Source organism: Pontimicrobium aquaticum (assembly GCF_005047595.1).
Taxonomy (GTDB): Bacteria; Bacteroidota; Bacteroidia; order Flavobacteriales; family Flavobacteriaceae; genus Pontimicrobium; species Pontimicrobium aquaticum.
Window position 1 is genome coordinate 1 of record NZ_SUPL01000010.1, and the last position, 22,251, is coordinate 22,251.

The window sequence follows — 22,251 nt, forward strand, 5'->3', positions numbered from 1 at the left end:
TACACCGCATTTTTATCCTCACAAGTCTTTTCTTATTCTTTTTTATAACTCAATACTATAAACACTATAACTCAACTAATTATCACATGAAAAAATTCCATACCAAACCAAAGCGAAGGGAAAGGTCATAACGAATAAACTTAAATACACTAAAAAATATACCTTATATATATATTGTATGTCATTTATTATCCTATTATCTTTGCGCTTATAAATTTATAACCACCTATGATCGAGATTACTTTACCAGATGGCAGCGTAAGAAGTTATGACAATAACATTACTGCAATGGATGTTGCAAAAGATATTAGCGAAGGTTTTGCAAGAAATGTTATTTCTGCAAAGTTTAATGATGTAACTATCGAAACTTCTACTACTTTAACCACCAATGGTAACCTTGTTTTATATACATGGAGAGAGGACGAAGGCAAAAAAGCTTTTTGGCATTCATCGGCACATATTTTGGCTCAAGCTTTAGAAGAACTTTACCCTGGTGTAAAACTATCTATAGGACCAGCTATTGAAAATGGTTTTTATTATGATATCGACTTAGGAAATAGAAGTATTTCTGATAAAGATTTTAAAGCTATTGAAGATAAAATGTTAGAAATTGCTCGTGGCAAGCATGAGTTTAAAATGAAATCGGTTTCTAAAGCAGATGCACTATCATTATATAAAGAACAAGGAAATGAATATAAAGTAGAACTTATTGAGAATCTTGTGGATGGTGAGATTACATTTTGTGATCATTCTACATTTACTGATTTGTGTCGTGGTGGACATATTCCAAATACAGGAATTGTTAAAGCTGTAAAAATATTGAGTGTTGCTGGTGCCTATTGGAGAGGTGATGAAAACAATAAGCAACTTACTCGTGTTTATGGCACTTCATTTCCTAAACAAAAAGAACTAAAAGAATATTTAGAGCTTTTAGAAGAAGCAAAAAAGCGCGACCATAGAAAGCTTGGAAAACAACTTGAGCTGTTTACTTTTTCGCAAAAAGTTGGTCAAGGGCTACCTTTGTGGTTACCTAAAGGTGCTGCTTTACGTGCTCGTTTAGAAGATTTTCTAAAAAAAGCACAACAAAAAGCTGGTTACGAAATGGTAGTAACACCTCATATTGGTCAAAAGGAATTATATGTAACTTCTGGTCATTATGCTAAATATGGAGAAGATAGTTTTCAGCCAATTAAAACGCCAAAAGAAGATGAGGAGTTTTTACTAAAACCAATGAACTGTCCACATCATTGTGAAATTTATAATGCTAAACCTTTTAGCTATAAAGAACTTCCAAAGCGTTATGCCGAATTTGGAACCGTATATAGATATGAACAAAGTGGAGAATTACATGGATTAACAAGAGTTAGAGGTTTTACTCAAGATGATGCTCATATTTTTTGCACTACTGACCAATTAGATAAAGAGTTTAAAGAAGTGATTGATCTTGTGCTTTATGTATTTGGCTCATTAGGTTTTGAAAATTTTACTGCACAGGTTTCGGTAAGAGATTTAGATACTCCAGAAAAATACATTGGTGATCCAGAAAATTGGGAGAAAGCAGAACAAGCTATCATCAATGCGGCGAAGGACAAAGGATTAAATTATGTAATTGAAAGTGGAGAAGCGGCTTTTTATGGCCCTAAATTAGATTTTATGGTAAAAGATGCCTTAGGTAGAAGTTGGCAACTTGGTACAATTCAAGTTGACTATAATTTACCTGAACGTTTTGATTTATCTTATAAAGGCAGTGATAATGAACTACATAGACCTGTAATGATCCATAGAGCTCCGTTTGGAAGTATGGAACGCTTCGTAGCTATTTTACTAGAACATACAGGTGGGAATTTCCCTTTATGGCTAATGCCTGAGCAAGTTATTATTCTGTCTATTAGTGAGAAATATGAAAAATACGCCGAAAAAGTTTTAAATTTGTTAGAAAATAACGAAATTCGCGCCCTCATTGACAATAGAAATGAAACCATGGGAAAAAAAATTCGGGAAGCCGAAATGAATAAAATCCCATATATGATTATTGTTGGTGAAAATGAAGAAAACGAAAATAAGATTAGTGTTCGTCAACATGGTGGAGAAGACTTAGGCATGATAAGTGTAGAAGATTTCTCAAAAATTGTTGAAACAGAAATACATAAAACATTAAAACAATTTAAAGTATAACTAAAATTTTTAAGCCATAGCAATACGTAGAAGAAGAAATAGAGGTCCAGCTAGAATAATTAAGGAAGACCAACACAGGATTAATAGAAAAATAACATCACCAGAAGTTCGCTTGGTTGGTGATAATGTTGAAATAGGTGTTTATAAAACATCACAAGCATTAGCAATAGCTGATGAACAAGGTTTAGATCTTGTTGAAATATCACCAAAGGCAAGCCCTCCTGTGTGTAAAGTTATGGATTATAAAAAGTTTCTTTATGAACAAAAGAAACGTGATAAGGCTTTAAAATCTAAAGCTACGAAAGTAGTTGTAAAAGAAATTCGTTTTGGTCCAAATACAGATGACCATGATTACGAATTTAAAAAGAAGCATGCAGAAAAGTTCTTAAAAGATGGCGCAAAGCTTAAAGCATTTGTGTTTTTTAAAGGACGTTCAATTGTATTTAAAGAACAAGGTCAAATCTTATTATTGCGTCTAGCACAAGATTTGGAGGAGTTTGGAAAAGTTGAACAGATGCCAAAATTAGAAGGAAAAAGAATGATTATGTTTATTGCTCCAAAAAAGGTAAAGTAAACAAAATCAATAATAGTATAAGCGAAGTGAATTTAAATAAAGAGGAGAACAATGCCTAAAATGAAAACCAAATCTAGTGCCAAAAAACGTTTTAAGTTAACTGGAACTGGAAAAATCAAAAGAAAGCACGCTTTTAAGAGTCATATATTGACAAAAAAATCTAAAAAGCGTAAGCTAGCTTTAACTCACAGTACATTAGTACATGAGAGCGATGAAGCAAACATTAAGCAACAATTACGTTTAAAGTAATTAACGCTTAGGTTAAAATTATTTATAAACCATGGAGTTAGGCTTTTACAAGAGTTGATTTTCAACCGCCTACTACAAAAAAATTTAAAATTATGCCAAGATCAGTAAATTCAGTTGCAAAAAGAGCCAGAAGAAAAAAGGTTCTTAAGCAAGCAAAAGGTTACTTTGGAAGACGTAAAAACGTTTGGACAGTAGCAAAAAATGCGGTTGATAAAGCGATGCAATACTCGTATAGAGACCGTAGGAACAAAAAAAGAACATTCCGTGCATTATGGATTATGCGTATTAACGCAGGAGCTAGACAACACGGATTGTCATATTCACAATTTATGGGAAAATTAAAAGCTAACAACATCGAATTAAACCGTAAGGTTTTAGCCGATTTAGCTATGAATAATCCTGAAGCTTTTAAAGCAATTGTAAATAAAGTAAAATAAGGCGTTTTGCCTATTGTATAATATATTTCGCTTATTAAAGTCCGATTCAAATGAATCGGACTTTTTATTTTATAAAACTTTTGTGAATAACTAATTTCAAAATCAAGATTCATTTTTAGTATCTTTCAAATTCATAAAAATTTTCTCATAAAATGAATCGAATTCAACAATTACTAATTGCCCTGTTTTTAATTTCTACAACCATTTCTGCTCAAGAAAAAGATAAGAAATGGGATGTATCAAATCCAGAAGGTGAATGGAATTTTAAAGAAGTACCTCTAAACACTAATGAAGGCACTTGGATGAACGTAGATGTTAGTCCTGATGGAAAAAAAATTGTTTTTGACCTCCTTGGAGATATTTTTATTATGAACTCCAATGGTGGAAAAGCTACAGCCTTAAGAACAGGTTTAGCCTTTGAAATACAACCACGCTTTAGTCCCGACGGTAAAACCATTTCATTTACCAGTGATGCTGGCGGCGGCGATAATATTTGGACTATGAATATAGATGGTAGTGATGCCAAACAAATCACCAAAGAAAATTTTAGACTTCTAAATAATGCCGTTTGGATTCCAGACGGAGAATATATAGTCGCAAGAAAGCACTTCTCTTCCACTCGTTCGTTAGGTGCTGGTGAAATGTGGATGTATCACTTATCTGGTAAAAGTGGTATTCAAATCACTAAACGTAAAAACGACCAACAAGACGTAAACGAACCTAGTATCTCAAAAGATGGACGCTATATGTATTATAGTGAAGATGTCTATCCTGGAGGATTTTTTCAATATAACAAAGATCCCAATAGTCAAATTTATGTCATCAATCGTTATGATTTTGAAACAGGAAAAACCGAAAGAATTACTGGAGGTCCAGGAGGAGCTGCAAGACCTCAAATATCTAATGATGGAAAAAAACTAGCATTTGTGAAGCGTGTGCGTACAAAAACAGTCCTTTATATTCATGATTTAGAAACAGGTGAAGAATGGCCAATTTTTGATGGACTCAATAAAGACCAACAAGAGGCTTGGGCAATTTTTGGAGTGTATAGCAATTATAGTTGGACACCAAATGACGATAGTATTGTGTTTTGGTCTGGTGGAAAAATCAATAAAGTAAATGTGAATACGCTGCAAGTAACCAACATTCCTTTTGAAGTTAACACAAAAATAAAGATTGCTAAAGCAATAGAGTTTGACACACCAGTTGCGCCAAATGAATTTAATGCAAAAGTAATTAGAGATGTAAAAACATCGCCTGATGGCAAAGCTATTGTATTTAATGCTTTAGGTTATTTATATACAATGAAATTACCTAAAGGTAAACCAAAACGTTTAACACAAGGAACAGATTTTGAATTTGAACCTTCTTATTCTTCTGATGGCTCACAAATAGTTTATGTGACTTGGAATGACGAAAATCTAGGAGCCATTTATTCTGTTTCTTCAAATGGAGGTACGCCTAAAAAATTAAACTCTGAAAAAGGAATATATAGAAACCCATCATATTCAAACAACGATTCTAAAATTGTTTACAGAAAAGAAGGTGGTAATGGTGACCAAGGGAGAACTTTTACTAAAAAAACAGGACTATATGTTATGAGTGCAGATGGTTCCAATAATAAGTTCTTAACACGTCAAGGAGATTATCCTATGTTTTCTCAAAATGATAAAAGGATAATCTTTCAGAATGGAGGCACCTTTGGTGGTGCATTAACCAAGCAATTAAAGAGTGTAGATTTAAATGGAAAAGATGAAAGAACACATATAACATCTAAAAACGGAAACAGGTTATTACCAAGTCCAGATGGAAAATGGGTGGCATTTATTCATTTATTTAAAGTATATATGGCTCCAATGCCACAAGCAGGAAAATCACTTGATTTAACTGATAAAACAAGCTTTGTTCCAGTCACTCAATTAACAAAAGATGCTGGAATTAATCTACATTGGTCTAATGATAGCAAAACCATTCATTGGACTTTAGGCAACGAGTACTACTCTGCTCCTGCTTCATTAGACACAAAACTGGTTACAAAACCAAAAGTGACCATAAATCTTGAAGTTGAAACAGATAAACCTAGTGGTAGAATCGCATTTAAAAATGCTCGAATTATTACAATGGAAGGTGATAAAGTTATTGAAAATGGAACAATTGTCATTAACCAAAATAAAATTGAAGCTATAGGAATCGCTTCGGAAGTTTCAATCCCTTCAAATGCTAAAGTCTATGATATTTCTGGAAAAACGATTATGCCAGGAATTGTAGATGCACATGCACACATAGGAGGTTTTAGAGATGGTTTAACAACTCAAAAGCATTGGCAATTTTATGCAAATTTAGCTTTTGGTGTTACTACTGCACATGACCCTTCAGCAAATACACAAGCTGTTTTTGCTTTATCGGAATTACAAAAAAACGGAACCTTAGTAGGTCCTAGATTGTATTCAACTGGTCATATTTTATATGGTGCCGAAGGTGATTTTAAAGCTGTAATTAATAGTTTAGATGATGCTCGTTCTTCAATTAAACGCACCAAAGCATTTGGTGCATTATCAGTTAAAAGTTATAATCAACCACGTCGTGAACAGCGTCAACAAGTACTGCAAGCTGCGCGCGAAGAAGGTATTTTTGTAGTACCTGAAGGAGGCTCAACCTTTTATCATAATATGACTATGATTATGGACGGTCATACTGGTGTGGAACATAACATCCCGATTGCGCCTGTTTATAAAGATGTCATGACGCTTTGGGGAAATAGCAATACAGGTTACACACCTACTCTTGTTGTTAATTACGCAGGTATGAGTGGTGAATATTATTGGTATCAAAACACCAATGTTTGGGAAAACGAAAAATTATTAAAGTATATACCTAGAAGCATTGTTGATGCGCGCTCAAGACATCGTGTGATGGTGCCTCAAGAAGAATATGACAACGGTTATGTGGCTACCTCCAAAGTATGTAAAGCACTTACAGATGTTGGTGTAAAAGTAAATTTAGGGGCTCATGGCCAGTTACAAGGCTTAGGTGCACATTGGGAACTTTGGATGTTACAACAAGGAGGAATGACCAATATGGAAGCACTAAGAGCTGCTACACTTAATGGTGCAGAATATATTGGAGCTGGAAATGATATTGGATCTCTAGAAACTGGAAAACTTGCTGATTTAATTGTATTAGATAAAAACCCTCTAGACAATATCAGAAACACTGAAAGTGTCATTTACACAATGATTAACGGTCGTTTATATGACACTAAAACTATGAACGAAATAGGTAACCATCAAAATAAGCGAGGTAAATTCTATTGGGAAAACAATAAATACAATGTGGCTTTTCCTTGGCATGAAGAAAGTCAAAGTTTCACAAGAGAAACTTGTGGTTGTATCATAGGAACTCATTAAAATTTAATAGAAAAGCCAATTCAGATAGAATTGGCTTTTCTATTTTAAGTAATATTACAAATGTATTAGGGCAATAACTTAAGCATTAAATAGTACTACTTCAATAACTTTTACTTAGGGTTAATACCTCCTCCGTCTTTAGGGTTTATTCCACCACCATCTTTTGGGTTGATGCCTCCTCCGTCTTTAGGGTTTATTCCACCACCATCTTTTGGGTTGATGCCTCCTCCGTCTTTAGGGTTGATACCTCCTCCATCTTTTGGATTGATTCCTCCTCCATCTTTTGGGTTGATTCCTCCTCCGTCTTTTGGGTTGATTCCTCCTCCGTCTTGTGCCATAATACAGTTTTTTAAAATTAATTATTCACTATATTACTGAAAAAATGTAACTTTAACAAGCTATTAATCCCCTTTCTACTCAACTAACCACTTTAATCAACTGAATATGAACCTAAAAGGTTTTATTAGAGAGTGTCATAAAAAGCATGTGTTTAAAATGCTTTCAATTTATATCGTGTCAAGTTGGGTGATTTTGCAAGTACTAGCCCTCATTGCTGACCCACTTGGTTTACCAGAAAAAAGTGTAGCCTATCTTATAATTATTTTACTAATTGGTTTCCCTATTTATATCTACTATGTATGGAAGTTCAGGTTACTTAAATACGAAATTCAACAAACTGAAGACCCAACTACACCTTATAATAAAAGTGCATTTCAAAAGATGTACTTTTCTTCTTTATTTGTTATTGGCTTACTTTCTGGAATTGCCACAACTCTAATTATTAAAAACAATTTTGGGGAAAATTTTTCATTGGAAGAGTTAAAAGGAAACGACAAAATTGCAGTATTGGATTTTGAAAATACAACAGGTGATGAAAGTTTGGATAAGGTTGGTAAAATTGCAGCAAGATATATAAGTCATGGTATTACTGAAAAAGAAGTTGGTCAAGTGTTTTCATCTAAAATTGTGAACGATTACTCTAATGTTTTAAAATCTCAAGCTGGTAGTATTGATCTTAACAATTTATTGAAAAACTATTTAAAACCGGGTAAAGTTATAGATGGTGTTTTTTATGAGGAAAAGGGAAAACTTTTACTACAAGCATCCATTAAAACTGGGTCAATGGATAGAACCCTTATTTCATTTGAAACAATTACGTGCGACCAAGATAACCCTTTAGGCTGTGCCGAAAAATTAAAACAAGAAATACTTGGTTATTTGCTCACAGAAGATCGACAGGATGACTCAGGCTATATTAAAAAAGATAATAATCAAAAAGCTTCATATTATGAAGAAACACCTCCAAACTCCGAGGCCTATATATACTTAATTGATGCTTTAGATAATACAGGTAATAATAAGTTACACTTAGAGTATCTAAATAAATCAATAGAAAAAGACCCTGATTTTTTTGAACCAAAAGTCCATAAGCTATCTTATTATTATAACAATGGGCTTTTTAAAGAGTTAGACTCCTTAAGAAAAACAGTAGTTGTTAACTCCAAACTAAGTAATCGACAAAAAAACTGGATGTTATTTTTTGAATCTATCGTAAATGGAAAAAACGATAAAGCATATAGAGCATTAAAAAATGAATATGAACTTGCTTATCTAGATCTTAACACCAATCAATCGTTAATGACTATTGCTTTACAATTTGTAAATCGTCCAAAAGATATTCAAGCTATTTACGATGAAATTCCAATGGATGATTATGTTTTGGAGAATTGTTCACGTTGTGGCTATAGGTATTATCTAAAAGGGTTGGCAGATGTTGAAATAGGCAACTATGATGAAGTCATTAAAACACTTGTTCCTATTACTAATACTATTGAAGCTAATTACTTAAAACGTCCGCTAATTAATGCTTATGTTAAATCAGGTAAATTTGTTGAGTTAAAAAATTACATATCTCAATATGCTTTAACAGCTTCTACAAACGATATTAATTATCTATATAGTTTTACTGGAATACAGTTAATTAATGCAAATAAAATTGATGAAGCCAATAACTATTTTAATGAAATTATTATCAAACAGAATTCTGAATCTAACCCTTATTATTTAGCTCAAGCATATTACTACAAAGGTAATTATTTAAATGCCCAAAATATATTTGAGACTTTACACCAGCAATATCCAAGTGATATAGACTACTTAGTGTATTTAGCTGTATCAAATTTCAACAACGGAAATTTTGAAACAGCTAAAACTACTATTGAAAAACTAGATAGATTAAAAACTGATTATCAATTTGGTGCTGTTGATTATGGTTGGGCTCAATATTATGCATCTATTGGAGATAAGACAAAGGCATTAGAGTATATGTTAAAAGCGATTGTTCAAGGATATAATTTCACTCCATCTACATTTCACCATGATCCACATTTTAAAACATTAAAAGATACCCAAGAATTTAAAAATCATTTAAACTATTGGAAAAATAAAGCATTATGATAAATTTTAAAAAAGTAGGACAAGTTGCTAAAGAAATCGAAAAAACCGCCGAGAAAGCAGCTGGCGAACCTGATACATTAGACCAAATAATAAATTTATTGGATGTAATAATTTGGCCAATTGCAATGATTGTTGGACTCTACATGTTCAAAAAACATATTGGAAAAGTAATTAACAGCCTAGGTTCTATTAAAGCAGGAGCTCAAGGGTTTGAAATGAACTTTATTGAAGATAAGCTTCAAGAAGCAACCAAGTTAATAGGAATTGGTTCTGCTGGTATTCACGCTAAAGATGGTGGAGGTATTAATCCTAAAGACGGAGGAGGCATCAACCCTAAAAACGGTGAAGGAATTACGCCTAAAAGGAGTCATGCTGAAACACCTTATCAAGAACTGTTAGTGTTACAGGATTCTATTAATCAGAAATTAAAAAGTATCACCTCTGAAAATGGAATTACTACTACAGCTTCCTCAAACTTTGCTTTAACAAGTGAGTTAGTTGATAGAAATATAATTAAGAGAGATTTATCAAGTCAATTAAAAACCCTAATAGAACTTAACAATTTGGCCTTAAATTCTCCAAAAATTACTTTTGAACAAGTTTCTCAAATGAAAACATTATTCAAAAATTTATCAGCTAAACTCTAACTATGAATCATCTTGAAAATGCATATGCACTAATCATTGGTGTTGATTATAAGCAAAAAACAGAAAGTGTTCTTAAGGATGCTCAAAGTATATACGATATTCTTACAAACGAAGAACTTTGTGGCTATAAAAAAGAGAATATTTCGTTACTACTAGATGGAGATGCTACTATGAATAGAATACTTTCGGAGTTAGATGATATAGTAGAAAAAACAAATGAGAACTCGTCGTTTTTAATGTACTACTCTGGTCATGGTGGTTATGAACAAGGTATATCGTACTTATGTCCTCATGATAAAATTATTTCAAATTCAAATTATGTGTCTGGACAAGAAATAAGAGAAAGATTAAGTAAAATGAAGTCAAAAAAGATATTTATGCTTTTTGACTGTTGTCATTCTGGATCCTTTTTTGATGGAAAAGATGACATTATTTCTCAAACTATTTCAAAAAACGTTAAACAACAAGTATTACATAAAGATTCTACGTTAGAAGGTCTAGCACAAGAAATAGACGACGAACGAGGCATGGTTATACTAGCTTCTTCGCAAGCCTCTGAGTTGTCATGGGGAGATGAGAATGACAGTGTTTTTACAACATGTTTAAAAGAAGCTTTTAAAGCAACTCATAAGCACTTTTTTGCTGATGAATTTGTTAGAACTGTAGAAACTGTTAATTACGTATTTGAAAGAACTCCAGAATTAATTGAAAAGCTAAAGCAAAGAAGCGATATTGTAAAAGATCAAACACCTTATGCCAACTTGCAAATGAGTAGTGATTTTGCCATTTGCTATATCCCGAAAGATAAGAGAGATAAAATTGTTACTAATAAATTTAAAAATCATATTCAGCAATTAGAAACTGTATCATCAAAGAGTGATGATTCAGCGGTATCTTGGGAAAGAGATGAAGGCAATAACTTATTGCTCTTTGTTCATGGGCTTTCAGGAGAATCAAAAGACACTTTTGGAAACATTCCATCAATGCTGCAATCCGACTCAAATTTTAATGGTTGGGCCATGAAACCGTTAGGTTATGCTCCTATAGTACAACCAAAACTTGGGAAAGATATTTGGGGAGCTATTCGTGATGTAGATAAAATAGCTGGTTTTTTAAAAACATCCATTAAATATAAATTTAAAGACTATGATCGCATTGCCATTGTAGCACACAGCCTGGGTGGGTTAGTCGCTCAAAAAGCTATTCTAGGCTTAGATGAAGATAATAGAAATAGAATTTCTCATCTCATTATGTTTGGTACACCTAGTAATGGTATTGCTCCTGAAGTTTTAACAAAACAATGGAACAAAAAATATAGTGAAATGAGTAGTGAAGGCAGCTTTATAAAATCTTTACGCACTAATTGGAAGAATACTTTCAACGGCAACTATCCTTTTAAATTAAAAATTGCTGCCTCATCTGAAGATGAATATGTATCGATTGATTCCTCACACAAACCATTTGCTCAAGAGCATTGTGAATTTGTTGATGGTAAACATTTAATGATGGTAAAACCCAAAGATGAAAAAGATGATGCATACGCTTTAATTTTAAACACATTAACAGGAAGCAAATTTTTTAATCAATTCACTAATAAAGAAGAAATTAATTTAACTCTTGGTAAATATGATGCTGTGATTAAGGAACTTCTTCCTAAAAAAGATGATTTGGATAAAAGAGGTTTAACCCAACTTATTTTTGCTTTAGAAGGTCTAGAACGAAAGGATGACGTTTACGATATATTAAACAACCATCCTATTGCACAAAGTAATACCGATTTAATGGGAATAATTGGTGGACGACATAAACGCGACTACTTAAAAACCTATTCTTTTAAATCCAGTCAATTGGCTCGTGACTATTATAATAAAGCATTGGAAATTTCAGTTGAAAATGAAGTTCATTCACAAATTTATTATCACGCTATCAATTTAGCGTTTTTAAGTATAGTAACCGATCCTGAAACAGGGAAAGGCGAAATGAAAAAATATGCTAATCAAGCACTAGAAGCAACTCAACATTGCGATGATGATCTTTGGAAGTTCGCAACCGTAGCCGAAGCAAATATGTATTTAGGCAATTGGGAAACAGCAAAAGAATTTTACATTAAAGCTTCTAAGGATATTCCTGTAAGAGAAAAAGTATCTATGCATACCAATGCTTATGCAGGTTATGTTGCTCTAACAAACAAAGAAAATGATGAGTTTACGCAGTTTTTAAAAGCGCAATTACTAAGTTAATATGTTAACTTTTAAGCAAACCATACCTAATTTAAAGTTTCAAAAAGCCGTTAAAAAACCCATTCCTATAAAATGTATTCAAATAGATGAGCCTTTTGTAGTCGAAACTTTAGAAGGCACAATGAAAGGCAATAAAGGAGATTGGTTAATGGTAGGTGTTAGCGGTGAAATGTACCCTTGTGATAAGGAGATATTTAAAAAAACGTACAATTTAGTGAAATAATGACTATATTAACAATCCCTTAATTAATCCTAACAAACTAAAAACTAATAACATGAGTGCAGAAACTATTTTTGTAAGTTACTCTAGTAAAGACAGGCCATTTGCTTTGGGACTTGTAAAAGAATTGCAAAGTTTAGGGGCTAATGTTTGGATAGATCAATTAGGTATTGGCCTTGGTGAAAACTGGGATAATGCCATTGAAGAGGCCTTGGAAAAATCAGGAACCTTTATGCTGATTTTATCGCAAACTTCGGTTGAATCACCAAATGTTCAAGATGAAGTTTCCATAGCTATCAATACAAAGAAAAAAATGGTACCTATTCTTATTGAAGAATGTAAGTTGCCCATGCGCTGGCAACGCAGGCAATATGCCGACTTAGCAAATAATCCAGATAAGGCAATTCACGATATTTTATCTTTTCTTGGGCTTCAAGAAAAAGCGGCTGCCAATCTAAAAAAAATACTCAACCTAATAGGTGTGTCTGAAGCTCCACAAAAAGAATCAGTTAATACTGATCATACTAAATCTGACGAAATTCAATACCAAGAATCCAATTTAGAAGACCTACTGGTTTCTAAAGAAGAAATAGACAAAGCTTCTGAAATGCATAAAAAAGCAATTAGCAAGAACAAACAGCTAATTATTTTTGTTATTGCTTTGAGTGTTATTCTACTGGGTGTACTTTTAAGTTTTAATCTTGATGTTCAGACTTGGATGATCGTTGTAGGTTGTCTTTCAATTAGTTTTTTGGCTGTTAGACCAATAGGAGCCAATAAAAAAAGAGCTCGAAACATAGAACTCATGGGATTACTCAAATTAAAACGCGAGCGTTTAACTCGTGTCATGAATAGACTTTCCAACAAAGAAATTGAAGATTTCAATAATGAGTTTTACAATTATATTACCCTTTAACCCACTAATCTTATGAAACGCATTGACGACAAAATAAAAGAAATTGAAAAAAAAGATAAAAACAGTCGTGTACTCTACATTATTATTGTTTTACTAATTGCTGGCTTTATGGCTTATGCACTAAGCAGTGAAAAGACTAAAAAAGAACAAGGAGAAACGATTGTAGGGCAAGAAAAAACCATTGAACAACAATTGGTTGATTTAGAAAACAAGAACATAGAGTTAAAGGCAACTATTACTAGATTAGAAAAAAGTCAAACACCAATTGGGTTTTGGAATCAAACAGATGAAGCAAAGAACACTTCTGCCTACATAAATTACATATTGCATACTGGCAAACCAGAAGCCAAAGATGAGTATAGAGCAATGGCGCTAGAAAACATAAAACTAAATGAGACTACTGGAAAAACTGTTTGGTTATTTTGTGGAAGAAAAAGTGGTGATAAAATATCTAGTGATCGTGTTATGGAAGTCATTTACAGAAAAGATGAGACTCCTTCTGGTGATGCATTACCAATAGTGGGAGATCTTGTTGAAAACAATACTTCGAACAGAATTACATATAGAAACTTTTCGGGAGGTAATGTGACTGGACAAAATAATGACAGTGATGCATGGAAAAGAGGTAGCAAAGCTCAAGTTTTAGATGTGGAAACTGCTGGTAATGCAGTTTTTATTCAAATTAAATTTTAACTTGTTATTTTCATCATAAAGCGTTTCTCTATCTTACATTATGGAATATGTAATTATTTGCCTAGTTGCTTTTTTAACAGCAATTCTTACTTTTTTTTCAGGGTTTGGTTTAGGCACAATTTTAATGCCAGTTTTCGCACTATTCTTCCCAATAGAATTAGCTATTGCACTCACAGGAGTTGTACATTTTTTTAACAATGTTTTTAAACTCATTCTTGTTGGTAATAAGGCTAACAAAAGTGTTTTACTACGCTTTGGCATTCCAGCAATTATTGCAGCTTTTATAGGTGCTTGGGTGCTTTTAAACATAACCGATTTACAATCTATATATAGTTACAACATTGGTGAGAGATTATTTGAAATTACTCCTGTTAAACTAATTATAGCTATTTTACTTATTATCTTTTCGGTTATTGAACTATTACCATTTTTTGACAAGCTACAATTCATAAAAAACAATTGCCTTTTGGTGGCTTTTTAAGTGGTTTTTTTGGTGGGCTTTCAGGGCACCAAGGTGCGCTAAGAACTGCTTTTTTGATTAAAGCTGGTTTAACAAAAGAAGCCTTTATTGGTACCGCAGTTGTTATTTCATGTTTAGTAGATTTTACACGAATATCGATGTATTCAACAAGGATGCTAGAATCTGGGTTGTATGAAAATATTCCATTAATAATAAGTGCAACACTAGCTGCTATTATTGGTGCTATTGTTGGTCATAAATTATTAAGGAAAGTCACTTTAAAGTTTATTCAAAAGTTTGTGGCTGTGTTCCTAATATTAGTGTCTATTGCTTTAGGAATTGGTTTAATTTAAGTTTTCTGTTTCTTCTTTCTGGCAGCCGGAAACAAGACATTATTTAAAATAAGCCTGTAACCAGGAGAAGTTGGATGTAGATCTAATTCGGTTTTTGGGTCTCCTACTCTATGTGTATAATCTTCAGGGTCATGCCCTCCATAAAAGGTAAAAAAGCCTTTTCCTTTTATACCATGAATATATTTAGCTTCACCGTTGGTTTTATTTTCACCTAATACTAATACTTTAGATTTTATTTCGTCTCTTGAAAACGAAGTGGTTTGTCCCATAAACCCTTTTACTAAAGCTGTATGGTTTTGATTTAACATTGTTGGAATAGGATCCCATTTAGCAGAAAAATCCATCAAGGTAAAATAATCGGTTGTTTTAGGGATGCGACGTTTTTGAGTCATATCGATAGATGAAAACTCATATACATTTGGACTACGCTCTAAAATAAAATCGGTAAACGCAAACGTTTTACTATAATCTATTTTACTTTGGTAATTAGCATCACTTCCATCTCCATCAAACATTGGTTCGCAAATATCGATACCTTCGGCAGATAAGGCAATATCAAAACTATCAGTAGCACTGCACATGGCAAACATAAACCCTCCTCCAACTACATAATCTCTAATTTTTAAAGCTACATCCAACTTCGCTTCCGATACTTTACTATATCCTAATTTTTCAGCTAATTCTTCAGCTGCTTTCTTTTCTTTTATATACCAAGGTGCACTTCGGTAACTTCTGTAAAATTTTCCATACTGTCCTGTAAAATCCTCATGGTGCAAATGCAGCCAATCATATAACAACAAGGCATCATTTAAAACCTCTTCGTCATAAATCGTGTCATAAGGAATTTCGGCATAGGTTAATACCATTGTTACTGCATCATCCCAAGGCTGTTTTCCATAAGGTGTATATACTGCTATTTTAGGTGCTTTCTCCAAAACTACAGCTTCCATGTTTTGACTAGGACTGCTTATTTCTTGCAAAATACTTTCGGCTTTTGCATCGCTAATCACTTCAAAGGATACACCTCTAATTTGACATTCTTTTCGTATTTCTTCAAAATCTGGCAATAAAAACGAGCCTCCTTTATAATTAAGCAACCATTTTACTTTTTGTTGCTTTTCTAATGTCCAAAAAGTAATCCCATAAGCTTTTAAATGATTTTTTTGTCCTTCGGCATCCATAGGGATAAGGATGTAGGAAGCATAAACATTAATGCTTAAAAAGAATAACAATACTATAATTAAGTTCTTTCTCATCTACTTTGGGAGCTTTTTTATGTAATTTCTCGCTATGCTTCAAAATGACGAATAACTAGATTTATAACGGAAAGATACTTAAAAATTATTCCGAGCAGAAAAAATTAAGATAATTTTAGATTAATCACTTAGAATGGAACATCATCGTCTTCCTGCTCTGGAGCACCAAAAGCTTCGTTTGCACTTGGGAAATTATCTGTCTTAAATGTATCATCATTTGCTGCTGCATTCATTTTAGAATGAAATTCATTTCCAAAAGGTGAATCGAAATCATCTAAATTATCGAACTTACCTAAATGGCCAATAAACTTTAATCGTATGTTTTCTAAGCCACCATTTCTGTGCTTTGCTACAATAAATTCTGCTTGTCCATCGGTTGGAGTACGTTCCTCATCATCCCATTCATCAATTTTATAATATTCTGGACGGTAAATAAATGATACAATATCGGCATCTTGCTCTATCGCTCCAGATTCACGAAGATCTGATAGCAACGGTCGCTTACTGCCACCACGAGTTTCAACCGCACGTGATAATTGTGACAAAGCTATTACTGGCACACTTAATTCTTTAGCCAATGCTTTAAGGTTACGAGAAATCATTGATATTTCTTGCTCTCTGTTTCCTCCATGCGAGCCTCCTCCTGTCATTAACTGCAAGTAATCAATTACAATTAATTTTATACCATGTTGTGACGATAAACGTCTTGCTTTGGCACGAAGATCGAAAATAGACAATGATGGTGTATCGTCAATAAACAAAGGTGCTTTTTCTAGCGCTTTTACTTTTACATTAAGTTGTTCCCATTCGTGTTTTTCTAGACGACCAGTTCTTAATTTCTCTGAAGATAATCCTGTTTCTGAGGAAATTAATCTGGTAATTAATTGTACTGATGCCATCTCTAGGGAGAAAAACGCTACTGGAATATTTTGATTTACAGCAATATTTCTTGCCATAGTTAGTGTTAATGCTGTTTTACCCATACCAGGTCTAGCAGCCACAATAATTAAATCGCTTTCTTGCCAACCAGAAGTTAATTTATCAAGCTTATCGAAACCAGATGGAATACCACTTAAGCCCTCTTTATTAGAGATTTCTTCAATTTTCTTTTTTGCTTGAATTACTAACTCTTGAGCGGTTTCTGATGATTTTTTAATGTTTCCTTGAGTAACCTCGTAAAGTTTTGATTCGGCTTTGTCTAAAAGATCGAATACGTCTTTAGTTTCATCATAAGATTCTTCAATAATTTCACTTGAAATTTTAATCAAACTACGTTGAATAAATTTTTGCAAAATAATACGAGCATGAAATTCAATATGTGCTGAAGAAGATACTTTTTGAGTTAGAGAAATTAAATAAAAATCGCCTCCAACCATTTCTAACTTACTATCTTTTTTAAGCTGACTGGAAACAGTTAACAAATCAATAGGCTCACTATTTTCAAATAATTTAAAAATAGCTTCAAAAATATATTGATGTGCTTCTTTATAAAAAGCATCTGGACTTAAAATATCAATAACCTCATCAACTCCCTTTTTATCAATCATCATTGCGCCTAAAACGACTTCTTCTAAGTCAATAGCTTGTGGAGGGATTTTACCTTTTTCTAGACTAATTAAAGTGCTTTTATCTACTTTAAAGCCTTGTAATTGATTAGGTTGTTTCATTAGTTCTTTAGTTTATTGAGGTATTAAAATACTCTTTTTTAGGATTAATCATGCTATTAATAGCAAAAGCGAAAGTAACTAAATTAAGAGTTTATTCAAGGTATATAAGTTACAACATTGTTCACTATAAGTCAACATTCTAATTGTTAATAAGTTGCAAATATTGTTAATAGTGATAAAAAAATCCGAAGTTACAAACCTCGGATCTTTCTAATATATGATTAATAGGTGTTTAGTCTTTATAAACTCCCATTTGAGAATATTTTTCCATACGTTGTTTTACCAATTCCTTTGGTGATAAGTTTTTAAATTGGTCATAAGATTTTACAATTGCATTACTAACTGCTACAAATGTTGCTTCTCTATCTTTATGTGCGCCTCCTAGAGGTTCTTTAATAATTTCGTCTATAACCTTAAGTCGCTTTCCATCTTTTGCTGTTAGCTTTAATGCTTCGGCTGCTTGTTCTTTAAACTCCCAACTTCTCCATAAGATAGATGAGCAGTTCTCTGGAGAAATAACCGAATACCAAGTATTTTCAAGCATTAATATTTTATCGCCTACACCAATTCCTAAAGCACCTCCTGATGCTCCTTCACCTATTACAACACATATAATTGGTACTTTTAAACGTGTCATTTCTAAAATATTTCTAGCAATGGCTTCACCTTGCCCACGTTCTTCGGCTTCTAAACCAGGGTAAGCTCCAGGAGTATCAATAAGTGTTACAACAGGGACTCCAAATTTCTCAGCAGATTTCATTAAGCGCAATGCTTTTCTATAACCTTCAGGATTTGCCATTCCAAAGTTTCTGTACTGCCTTGTTTTGGTATTGTATCCTTTTTGCTGACCTATAAACATAAAACTTTGGTCTCCAATTTTACCGAGCCCACCAACCATAGCTTTATCGTCCTTTACATTTCTGTCTCCATGTAGTTCTAAAAATGTATCACCACAAATTGCTTTAATATAATCTAAAGTGTATGGTCTGTTAGGGTGTCTTGATAATTGTACTCGTTGCCAAGCGGTTAGGTTTTTATAGATATCCTTTTTTGCCTCGTCTAATTTTTTTTCTATTTGTTTACAGGTTTCTGTAACATCTACTTCACTCTCTTCACCAATAAGTTGGCATTTTTGCAGTTGTTCTTCCAACTCTTTAATTGGGAGCTCAAATTCTAAATATTCCATAGAAATTTAAGTTTGTTAGTTAGCCTACAAAATTACATATTTTATTTTGTTTTAAAATTAGAAACAAAATGAAATGCTGTTTTAATTTATGAAATATTATATATCAAACAATTACGTACAGTAATGATAGATCTTTTTTTAAAAAGGAGTAACTAATTTATAGTGTTTTTTTCTTTTCTGAGTTTTTTAATATGCCATTGAGTATAACAACACTAAATATTATAAAGGCTCCTAAGTAAAATTCTAAACTCATTTTTTCTTTGATTGGAAACAAAATAATAGCTAATACTATTCCATAAATAGGCTCTAAATTATAAGTTAACACAACAGTATATGGACTTATATATTTCATAATATAAACTGCCGCAATAAAAGCATATGCTGTACAGATAGAGCCAAGTATGAAAAGGTATAACCAATCTAAATTACTTAAAATAAAAAAATCTTTACTAAATCCTTCTCCAAAAAAAATGATAAATAATGATATAAATAGTACGCCACTTATAAACTCGTAAAATGAAATAACAGATGCGCTATAGCGCTTTACAAATTTTCCATTTATTACTGCAAATAAGGACGAAAAAAAGGCTGAAGCTATTCCTAGTAAAATTCCGTTTAAGTATTTTAATTCGGTTTTTGTAATTAACCAAACACCAAAAACAACCATAATTCCAAATACTATTTCATACCATATTATGCTTCGCTTAAAGAATATAGGTTCAATAAAAGATGCAAAAAAAGCACCAGTAGAAAACATTGCTAATGCAATTGAGATATTGGATTGCTCTATGGACTCAAAAAATGTAATCCAATGTAGTGCGATAATAATTCCTGCTAAAAAGAATTTAAGAATTGCTTTTAAATTAATAGTTAGATTAATCTTCCTGAATTTTAAATAACCTATTAAAATTACTGAAGCTATTAGCATTCTAAACCACACTAAAGGTATGGATCCAATTGAAATAAGCTCTCCTAAAATTGCTGTAAATCCAGCAATAAAAACAAGTAAATGAAGATGTAAATAGTTTTTTAGTTTATCGCTTAGCATTATAAAGTAGATAGATAGCTAAGGTACCAAAAATGATATTAGGAAACCATACTGCTATTGCTGGCGAAAAATTTGACTGTTCTGCCATAACACCAAAAACCTTATCAAAAAACACATAAATCATAGCAATAAAAATTCCAAAGGCAAGGTTAACTCCCATTCCTCCTCTTCGTTTCCTTGAAGATACTGCCACAGCAATAATGGTAAGTATAAAAATAGAAACAGGTAAGCTCCATTTTTTGTAGAGCACCACTTTATATCTGCCAATGTTTGATGAGCCTCGGGACTCTTCCTTTTTTATAAATGCATTAAGGTCTACGTAACTAAGCGTTTCTGCAATGTATTTTACTGGCATTAAATCTTCTAAATCAAATACAAACAATGTATCTAATCTTCTTTTTTGAATAATTTCATCATCATTCTCTCCAATAATTCTCTTAACATATTGTCTCAATCTATATGTACTATCTCGTTCAACATAGTTAATATTGTCTGCCTCAATTTTATAAATAAGCTTGTTATCTTCAAAGTGTTCTAAAGTAAATTGTCTTCCAGAATTATTTTCTGCATCAAACTCTTTTACATAAATAACATCGTTCTCATTTATTTGCCTATAGAGTTGTTCGCTATCTATAGCTTTTTTATTACCACTTAGATAATTATAGTAAAACTGATTAAACCCTCTACTTGCATTTGGTGCCAAATACATACCCAATATAAGTGCAAACAAAGCTACTATTACTGACCCAATTATATAAGGTCTTAAAAATCTTGAAAAAGAAACACCCGAACTTAAAAAGGCAATAACCTCGGTGTTATTAGCTAATTTAGATGTAAAAAAGATAACTGATAAAAATAAAAATAAGGGAAATAAAAGGTTCGCAAAATAAATTGTAAAATCTAAAAAGTACTGAGCTACTTCTGGAAAAGGCACATTATTAGCAAGTATTTTATCGATTTTTTCAGATAGATGTACTGTAATCCCTATGGGAATAAACAATAGTAACATCATTAAAAATGTTACTAGATATCGCTTTAATATGTACCAATCAAGTATTTTCACTAACTACAAACGCTTATCCATTTGTTTAACCATATTGTCTTTCCAAGTTCTAAAATCTCCTGCTAATATATGTTTTCTAGCTTCACGTACCAACCATAAATAAAATCCTAAATTATGAATGGTTGCTATTTGCGCACCTAACCTTTCGTTAACACTAAAAAGATGACGCAAATAAGCTTTGGTATAATCTGTATCTACATAAGTTATTCCCATTTCATCGACTGGCGAAAAATCGTCTTCCCACTTTTTATTTTTAATATTTATAGTTCCATGAGCGGTAAACAACATACCATTACGTGCATTACGAGTTGGCATCACGCAATCGAACATATCTACACCTAAAGCAATATTTTCTAAAATATTTATTGGTGTTCCAACTCCCATTAAATAACGTGGTTTATCTTCGGGAAGTATATTACAAACCACATCAGTCATCGTATACATTTCTTCTGCTGGTTCACCAACAGAAAGTCCTCCAATGGCATTACCAACAGCTCCAGAATTTGCAATATATTCAGCAGACTGCATTCTTAAGTCTTTATAAGTACTTCCTTGTACAATCGGAAAAAATGCCTGATTATAATCATATTTTAAAGGTGTTTTCTCTAGATGGTTTATACACCTATCTAACCAACGATGCGTCATGTGCATAGAGCGTTTTGCGTAATTATAATCGCAAGGATAAGGAGTACATTCATCAAAAGCCATGATAATATCAGCTCCTATAGCTCGCTGTATTTCCATCACATTTTCAGGTGTAAAAGTGTGATAACTTCCATCTATGTGGCTTTTAAATTTCACACCTTCTTCCTTTATTTTTCTATTTGCAGATAAAGAATATACCTGGTAGCCACCAGAATCGGTTAAAATATTTCTACCCCAATTCATAAATTTATGTAAGCCTCCTGCTTTCTCTAAAATAGTTGTTTGTGGTCTTAAGTATAAATGATAGGTATTACCAAGAATAATGTCTGGGTTAATATCATTTTTTAACTCCCGCTGATGCACGCCTTTAACCGAAGCTACAGTACCAACAGGCATAAATATTGGTGTTTCAATTTTACCATGATCTGTAGTAATACTTCCAGCTCTAGCTTTACTTTGAGAATCCTTCCCTTCTAGTTTAAAAATCATTCATTTATTTTATCGCCAGCAAAGATAATTAACTCAAATTTCTAACCATTAGAATTCTAATTAAATTAA

Annotated in this window: 20 protein-coding genes; 13 read left to right on the forward strand and 7 right to left on the reverse strand. The window is 32.5% G+C overall.

Features of this window, described 5'->3' with window-relative positions; all coding sequences use genetic code 11:
* The first annotated feature begins 228 nt into the window (after window positions 1-228).
* The 5 genes from thrS (at window position 229) to E5167_RS14420 (ending at window position 6,842) form a co-directional block, all read left to right on the forward strand.
* Window positions 229-2,175: a threonine--tRNA ligase gene (gene thrS / locus E5167_RS14400; RefSeq protein WP_136844870.1), complete on the forward strand. Its 1,947-nt coding sequence runs from the start codon at window positions 229-231 to the stop codon at window positions 2,173-2,175.
* A 58-nt stretch (window positions 2,176-2,233) separates the two neighbouring features.
* On the forward strand, window positions 2,234-2,749 hold the full coding sequence (gene infC / locus E5167_RS14405) for a translation initiation factor IF-3 (RefSeq protein WP_136844871.1): 516 nt from the start codon (window positions 2,234-2,236) through the stop codon (window positions 2,747-2,749).
* Window positions 2,750-2,800: 51 nt separating this feature from the next.
* Window positions 2,801-2,998 carry a 50S ribosomal protein L35 gene (rpmI, locus tag E5167_RS14410; protein ID WP_136844872.1) on the forward strand — a complete coding sequence of 66 codons (198 nt, stop codon included), beginning with the start codon at window positions 2,801-2,803 and terminating at the stop codon, window positions 2,996-2,998.
* 92 nt (window positions 2,999-3,090) lie between these two features.
* Window positions 3,091-3,435 (forward strand): 50S ribosomal protein L20, encoded by a 345-nt coding sequence (rplT, locus tag E5167_RS14415; RefSeq protein ID WP_136844873.1) that lies wholly within the window; start codon window positions 3,091-3,093, stop codon window positions 3,433-3,435.
* A gap of 152 nt (window positions 3,436-3,587) precedes the next feature.
* On the forward strand, window positions 3,588-6,842 hold the full coding sequence (locus E5167_RS14420) for an amidohydrolase family protein (RefSeq protein ID WP_136844874.1): 3,255 nt from the start codon (window positions 3,588-3,590) through the stop codon (window positions 6,840-6,842).
* Between the two features lie 110 nt (window positions 6,843-6,952).
* Here the strand turns inward: E5167_RS14420 and E5167_RS14425 are convergent, their stop codons facing one another.
* Entirely contained in the window at window positions 6,953-7,180 is a 228-nt protein-coding gene (locus tag E5167_RS14425; RefSeq protein WP_211242158.1) for a hypothetical protein, read from the reverse strand.
* A gap of 106 nt (window positions 7,181-7,286) precedes the next feature.
* Between E5167_RS14425 and E5167_RS14430 the strand changes: the two genes are divergently transcribed.
* From E5167_RS14430 to E5167_RS15580, 8 genes are read left to right on the forward strand one after another with little or no spacing between them, the layout of a single operon-like run.
* Entirely contained in the window at window positions 7,287-9,299 is a 2,013-nt protein-coding gene (locus E5167_RS14430; protein WP_136844875.1) for a tetratricopeptide repeat protein, read from the forward strand.
* Entirely contained in the window at window positions 9,296-9,946 is a 651-nt protein-coding gene (locus E5167_RS14435; protein WP_136844876.1) for a hypothetical protein, read from the forward strand. The genes E5167_RS14430 and E5167_RS14435 overlap by 4 nt, the downstream gene beginning before the upstream one ends.
* Before the next feature lie 2 nt (window positions 9,947-9,948).
* Complete coding sequence (locus E5167_RS14440; RefSeq protein ID WP_136844877.1) at window positions 9,949-12,186, forward strand: caspase family protein; 2,238 nt, start codon at window positions 9,949-9,951, stop codon at window positions 12,184-12,186.
* A gap of 1 nt (window position 12,187) precedes the next feature.
* The gene (locus tag E5167_RS14445) at window positions 12,188-12,409 is read left to right on the forward strand and encodes a hypothetical protein (RefSeq protein ID WP_136844878.1); all 222 of its coding nucleotides are present in this window, start codon (window positions 12,188-12,190) and stop codon (window positions 12,407-12,409) included.
* Between the two features lie 52 nt (window positions 12,410-12,461).
* On the forward strand, window positions 12,462-13,322 hold the full coding sequence (locus tag E5167_RS14450; protein WP_136844879.1) for a toll/interleukin-1 receptor domain-containing protein: 861 nt from the start codon (window positions 12,462-12,464) through the stop codon (window positions 13,320-13,322).
* Window positions 13,323-13,334: 12 nt separating this feature from the next.
* The gene (locus tag E5167_RS14455; RefSeq protein ID WP_136844880.1) at window positions 13,335-14,015 is read left to right on the forward strand and encodes a hypothetical protein; all 681 of its coding nucleotides are present in this window, start codon (window positions 13,335-13,337) and stop codon (window positions 14,013-14,015) included.
* A 40-nt stretch (window positions 14,016-14,055) separates the two neighbouring features.
* The gene (locus tag E5167_RS15575) at window positions 14,056-14,496 is read left to right on the forward strand and encodes a sulfite exporter TauE/SafE family protein (protein WP_262709590.1); all 441 of its coding nucleotides are present in this window, start codon (window positions 14,056-14,058) and stop codon (window positions 14,494-14,496) included.
* Entirely contained in the window at window positions 14,475-14,828 is a 354-nt protein-coding gene (locus E5167_RS15580; protein ID WP_262709591.1) for a TSUP family transporter, read from the forward strand. The genes E5167_RS15575 and E5167_RS15580 overlap by 22 nt, the downstream gene beginning before the upstream one ends.
* On the opposite strand, the gene E5167_RS14465 is transcribed toward E5167_RS15580, so the two are convergent.
* From E5167_RS14465 to tgt, 6 genes are all read right to left on the reverse strand, one after another.
* Window positions 14,825-16,084 carry an asparagine synthetase B gene (locus E5167_RS14465; RefSeq protein WP_211242159.1) on the reverse strand — a complete coding sequence of 420 codons (1,260 nt, stop codon included), beginning with the start codon at window positions 16,082-16,084 and terminating at the stop codon, window positions 14,825-14,827. The genes E5167_RS15580 and E5167_RS14465 overlap by 4 nt on opposite strands.
* Window positions 16,085-16,212: 128 nt before the next feature.
* On the reverse strand, window positions 16,213-17,751 hold the full coding sequence (gene dnaB, locus E5167_RS14470; protein WP_136844881.1) for a replicative DNA helicase: 1,539 nt from the start codon (window positions 17,749-17,751) through the stop codon (window positions 16,213-16,215).
* Between the two features lie 232 nt (window positions 17,752-17,983).
* Complete coding sequence (locus E5167_RS14475) at window positions 17,984-18,937, reverse strand: acetyl-CoA carboxylase carboxyltransferase subunit alpha (protein ID WP_136844882.1); 954 nt, start codon at window positions 18,935-18,937, stop codon at window positions 17,984-17,986.
* Window positions 18,938-19,094: 157 nt separating this feature from the next.
* Window positions 19,095-19,985, reverse strand: coding sequence for a DMT family transporter (locus E5167_RS14480; protein ID WP_136844883.1), 891 nt, complete (start codon window positions 19,983-19,985; stop codon window positions 19,095-19,097).
* The gene (locus E5167_RS14485; RefSeq protein ID WP_136844884.1) at window positions 19,972-21,048 is read right to left on the reverse strand and encodes an LptF/LptG family permease; all 1,077 of its coding nucleotides are present in this window, start codon (window positions 21,046-21,048) and stop codon (window positions 19,972-19,974) included. The genes E5167_RS14480 and E5167_RS14485 overlap by 14 nt, the downstream gene beginning before the upstream one ends.
* Window positions 21,049-21,051: 3 nt before the next feature.
* The gene (tgt, locus tag E5167_RS14490) at window positions 21,052-22,182 is read right to left on the reverse strand and encodes a tRNA guanosine(34) transglycosylase Tgt (RefSeq protein WP_136844885.1); all 1,131 of its coding nucleotides are present in this window, start codon (window positions 22,180-22,182) and stop codon (window positions 21,052-21,054) included.
* Between the last annotated feature and the right edge of the window lie 69 nt (window positions 22,183-22,251).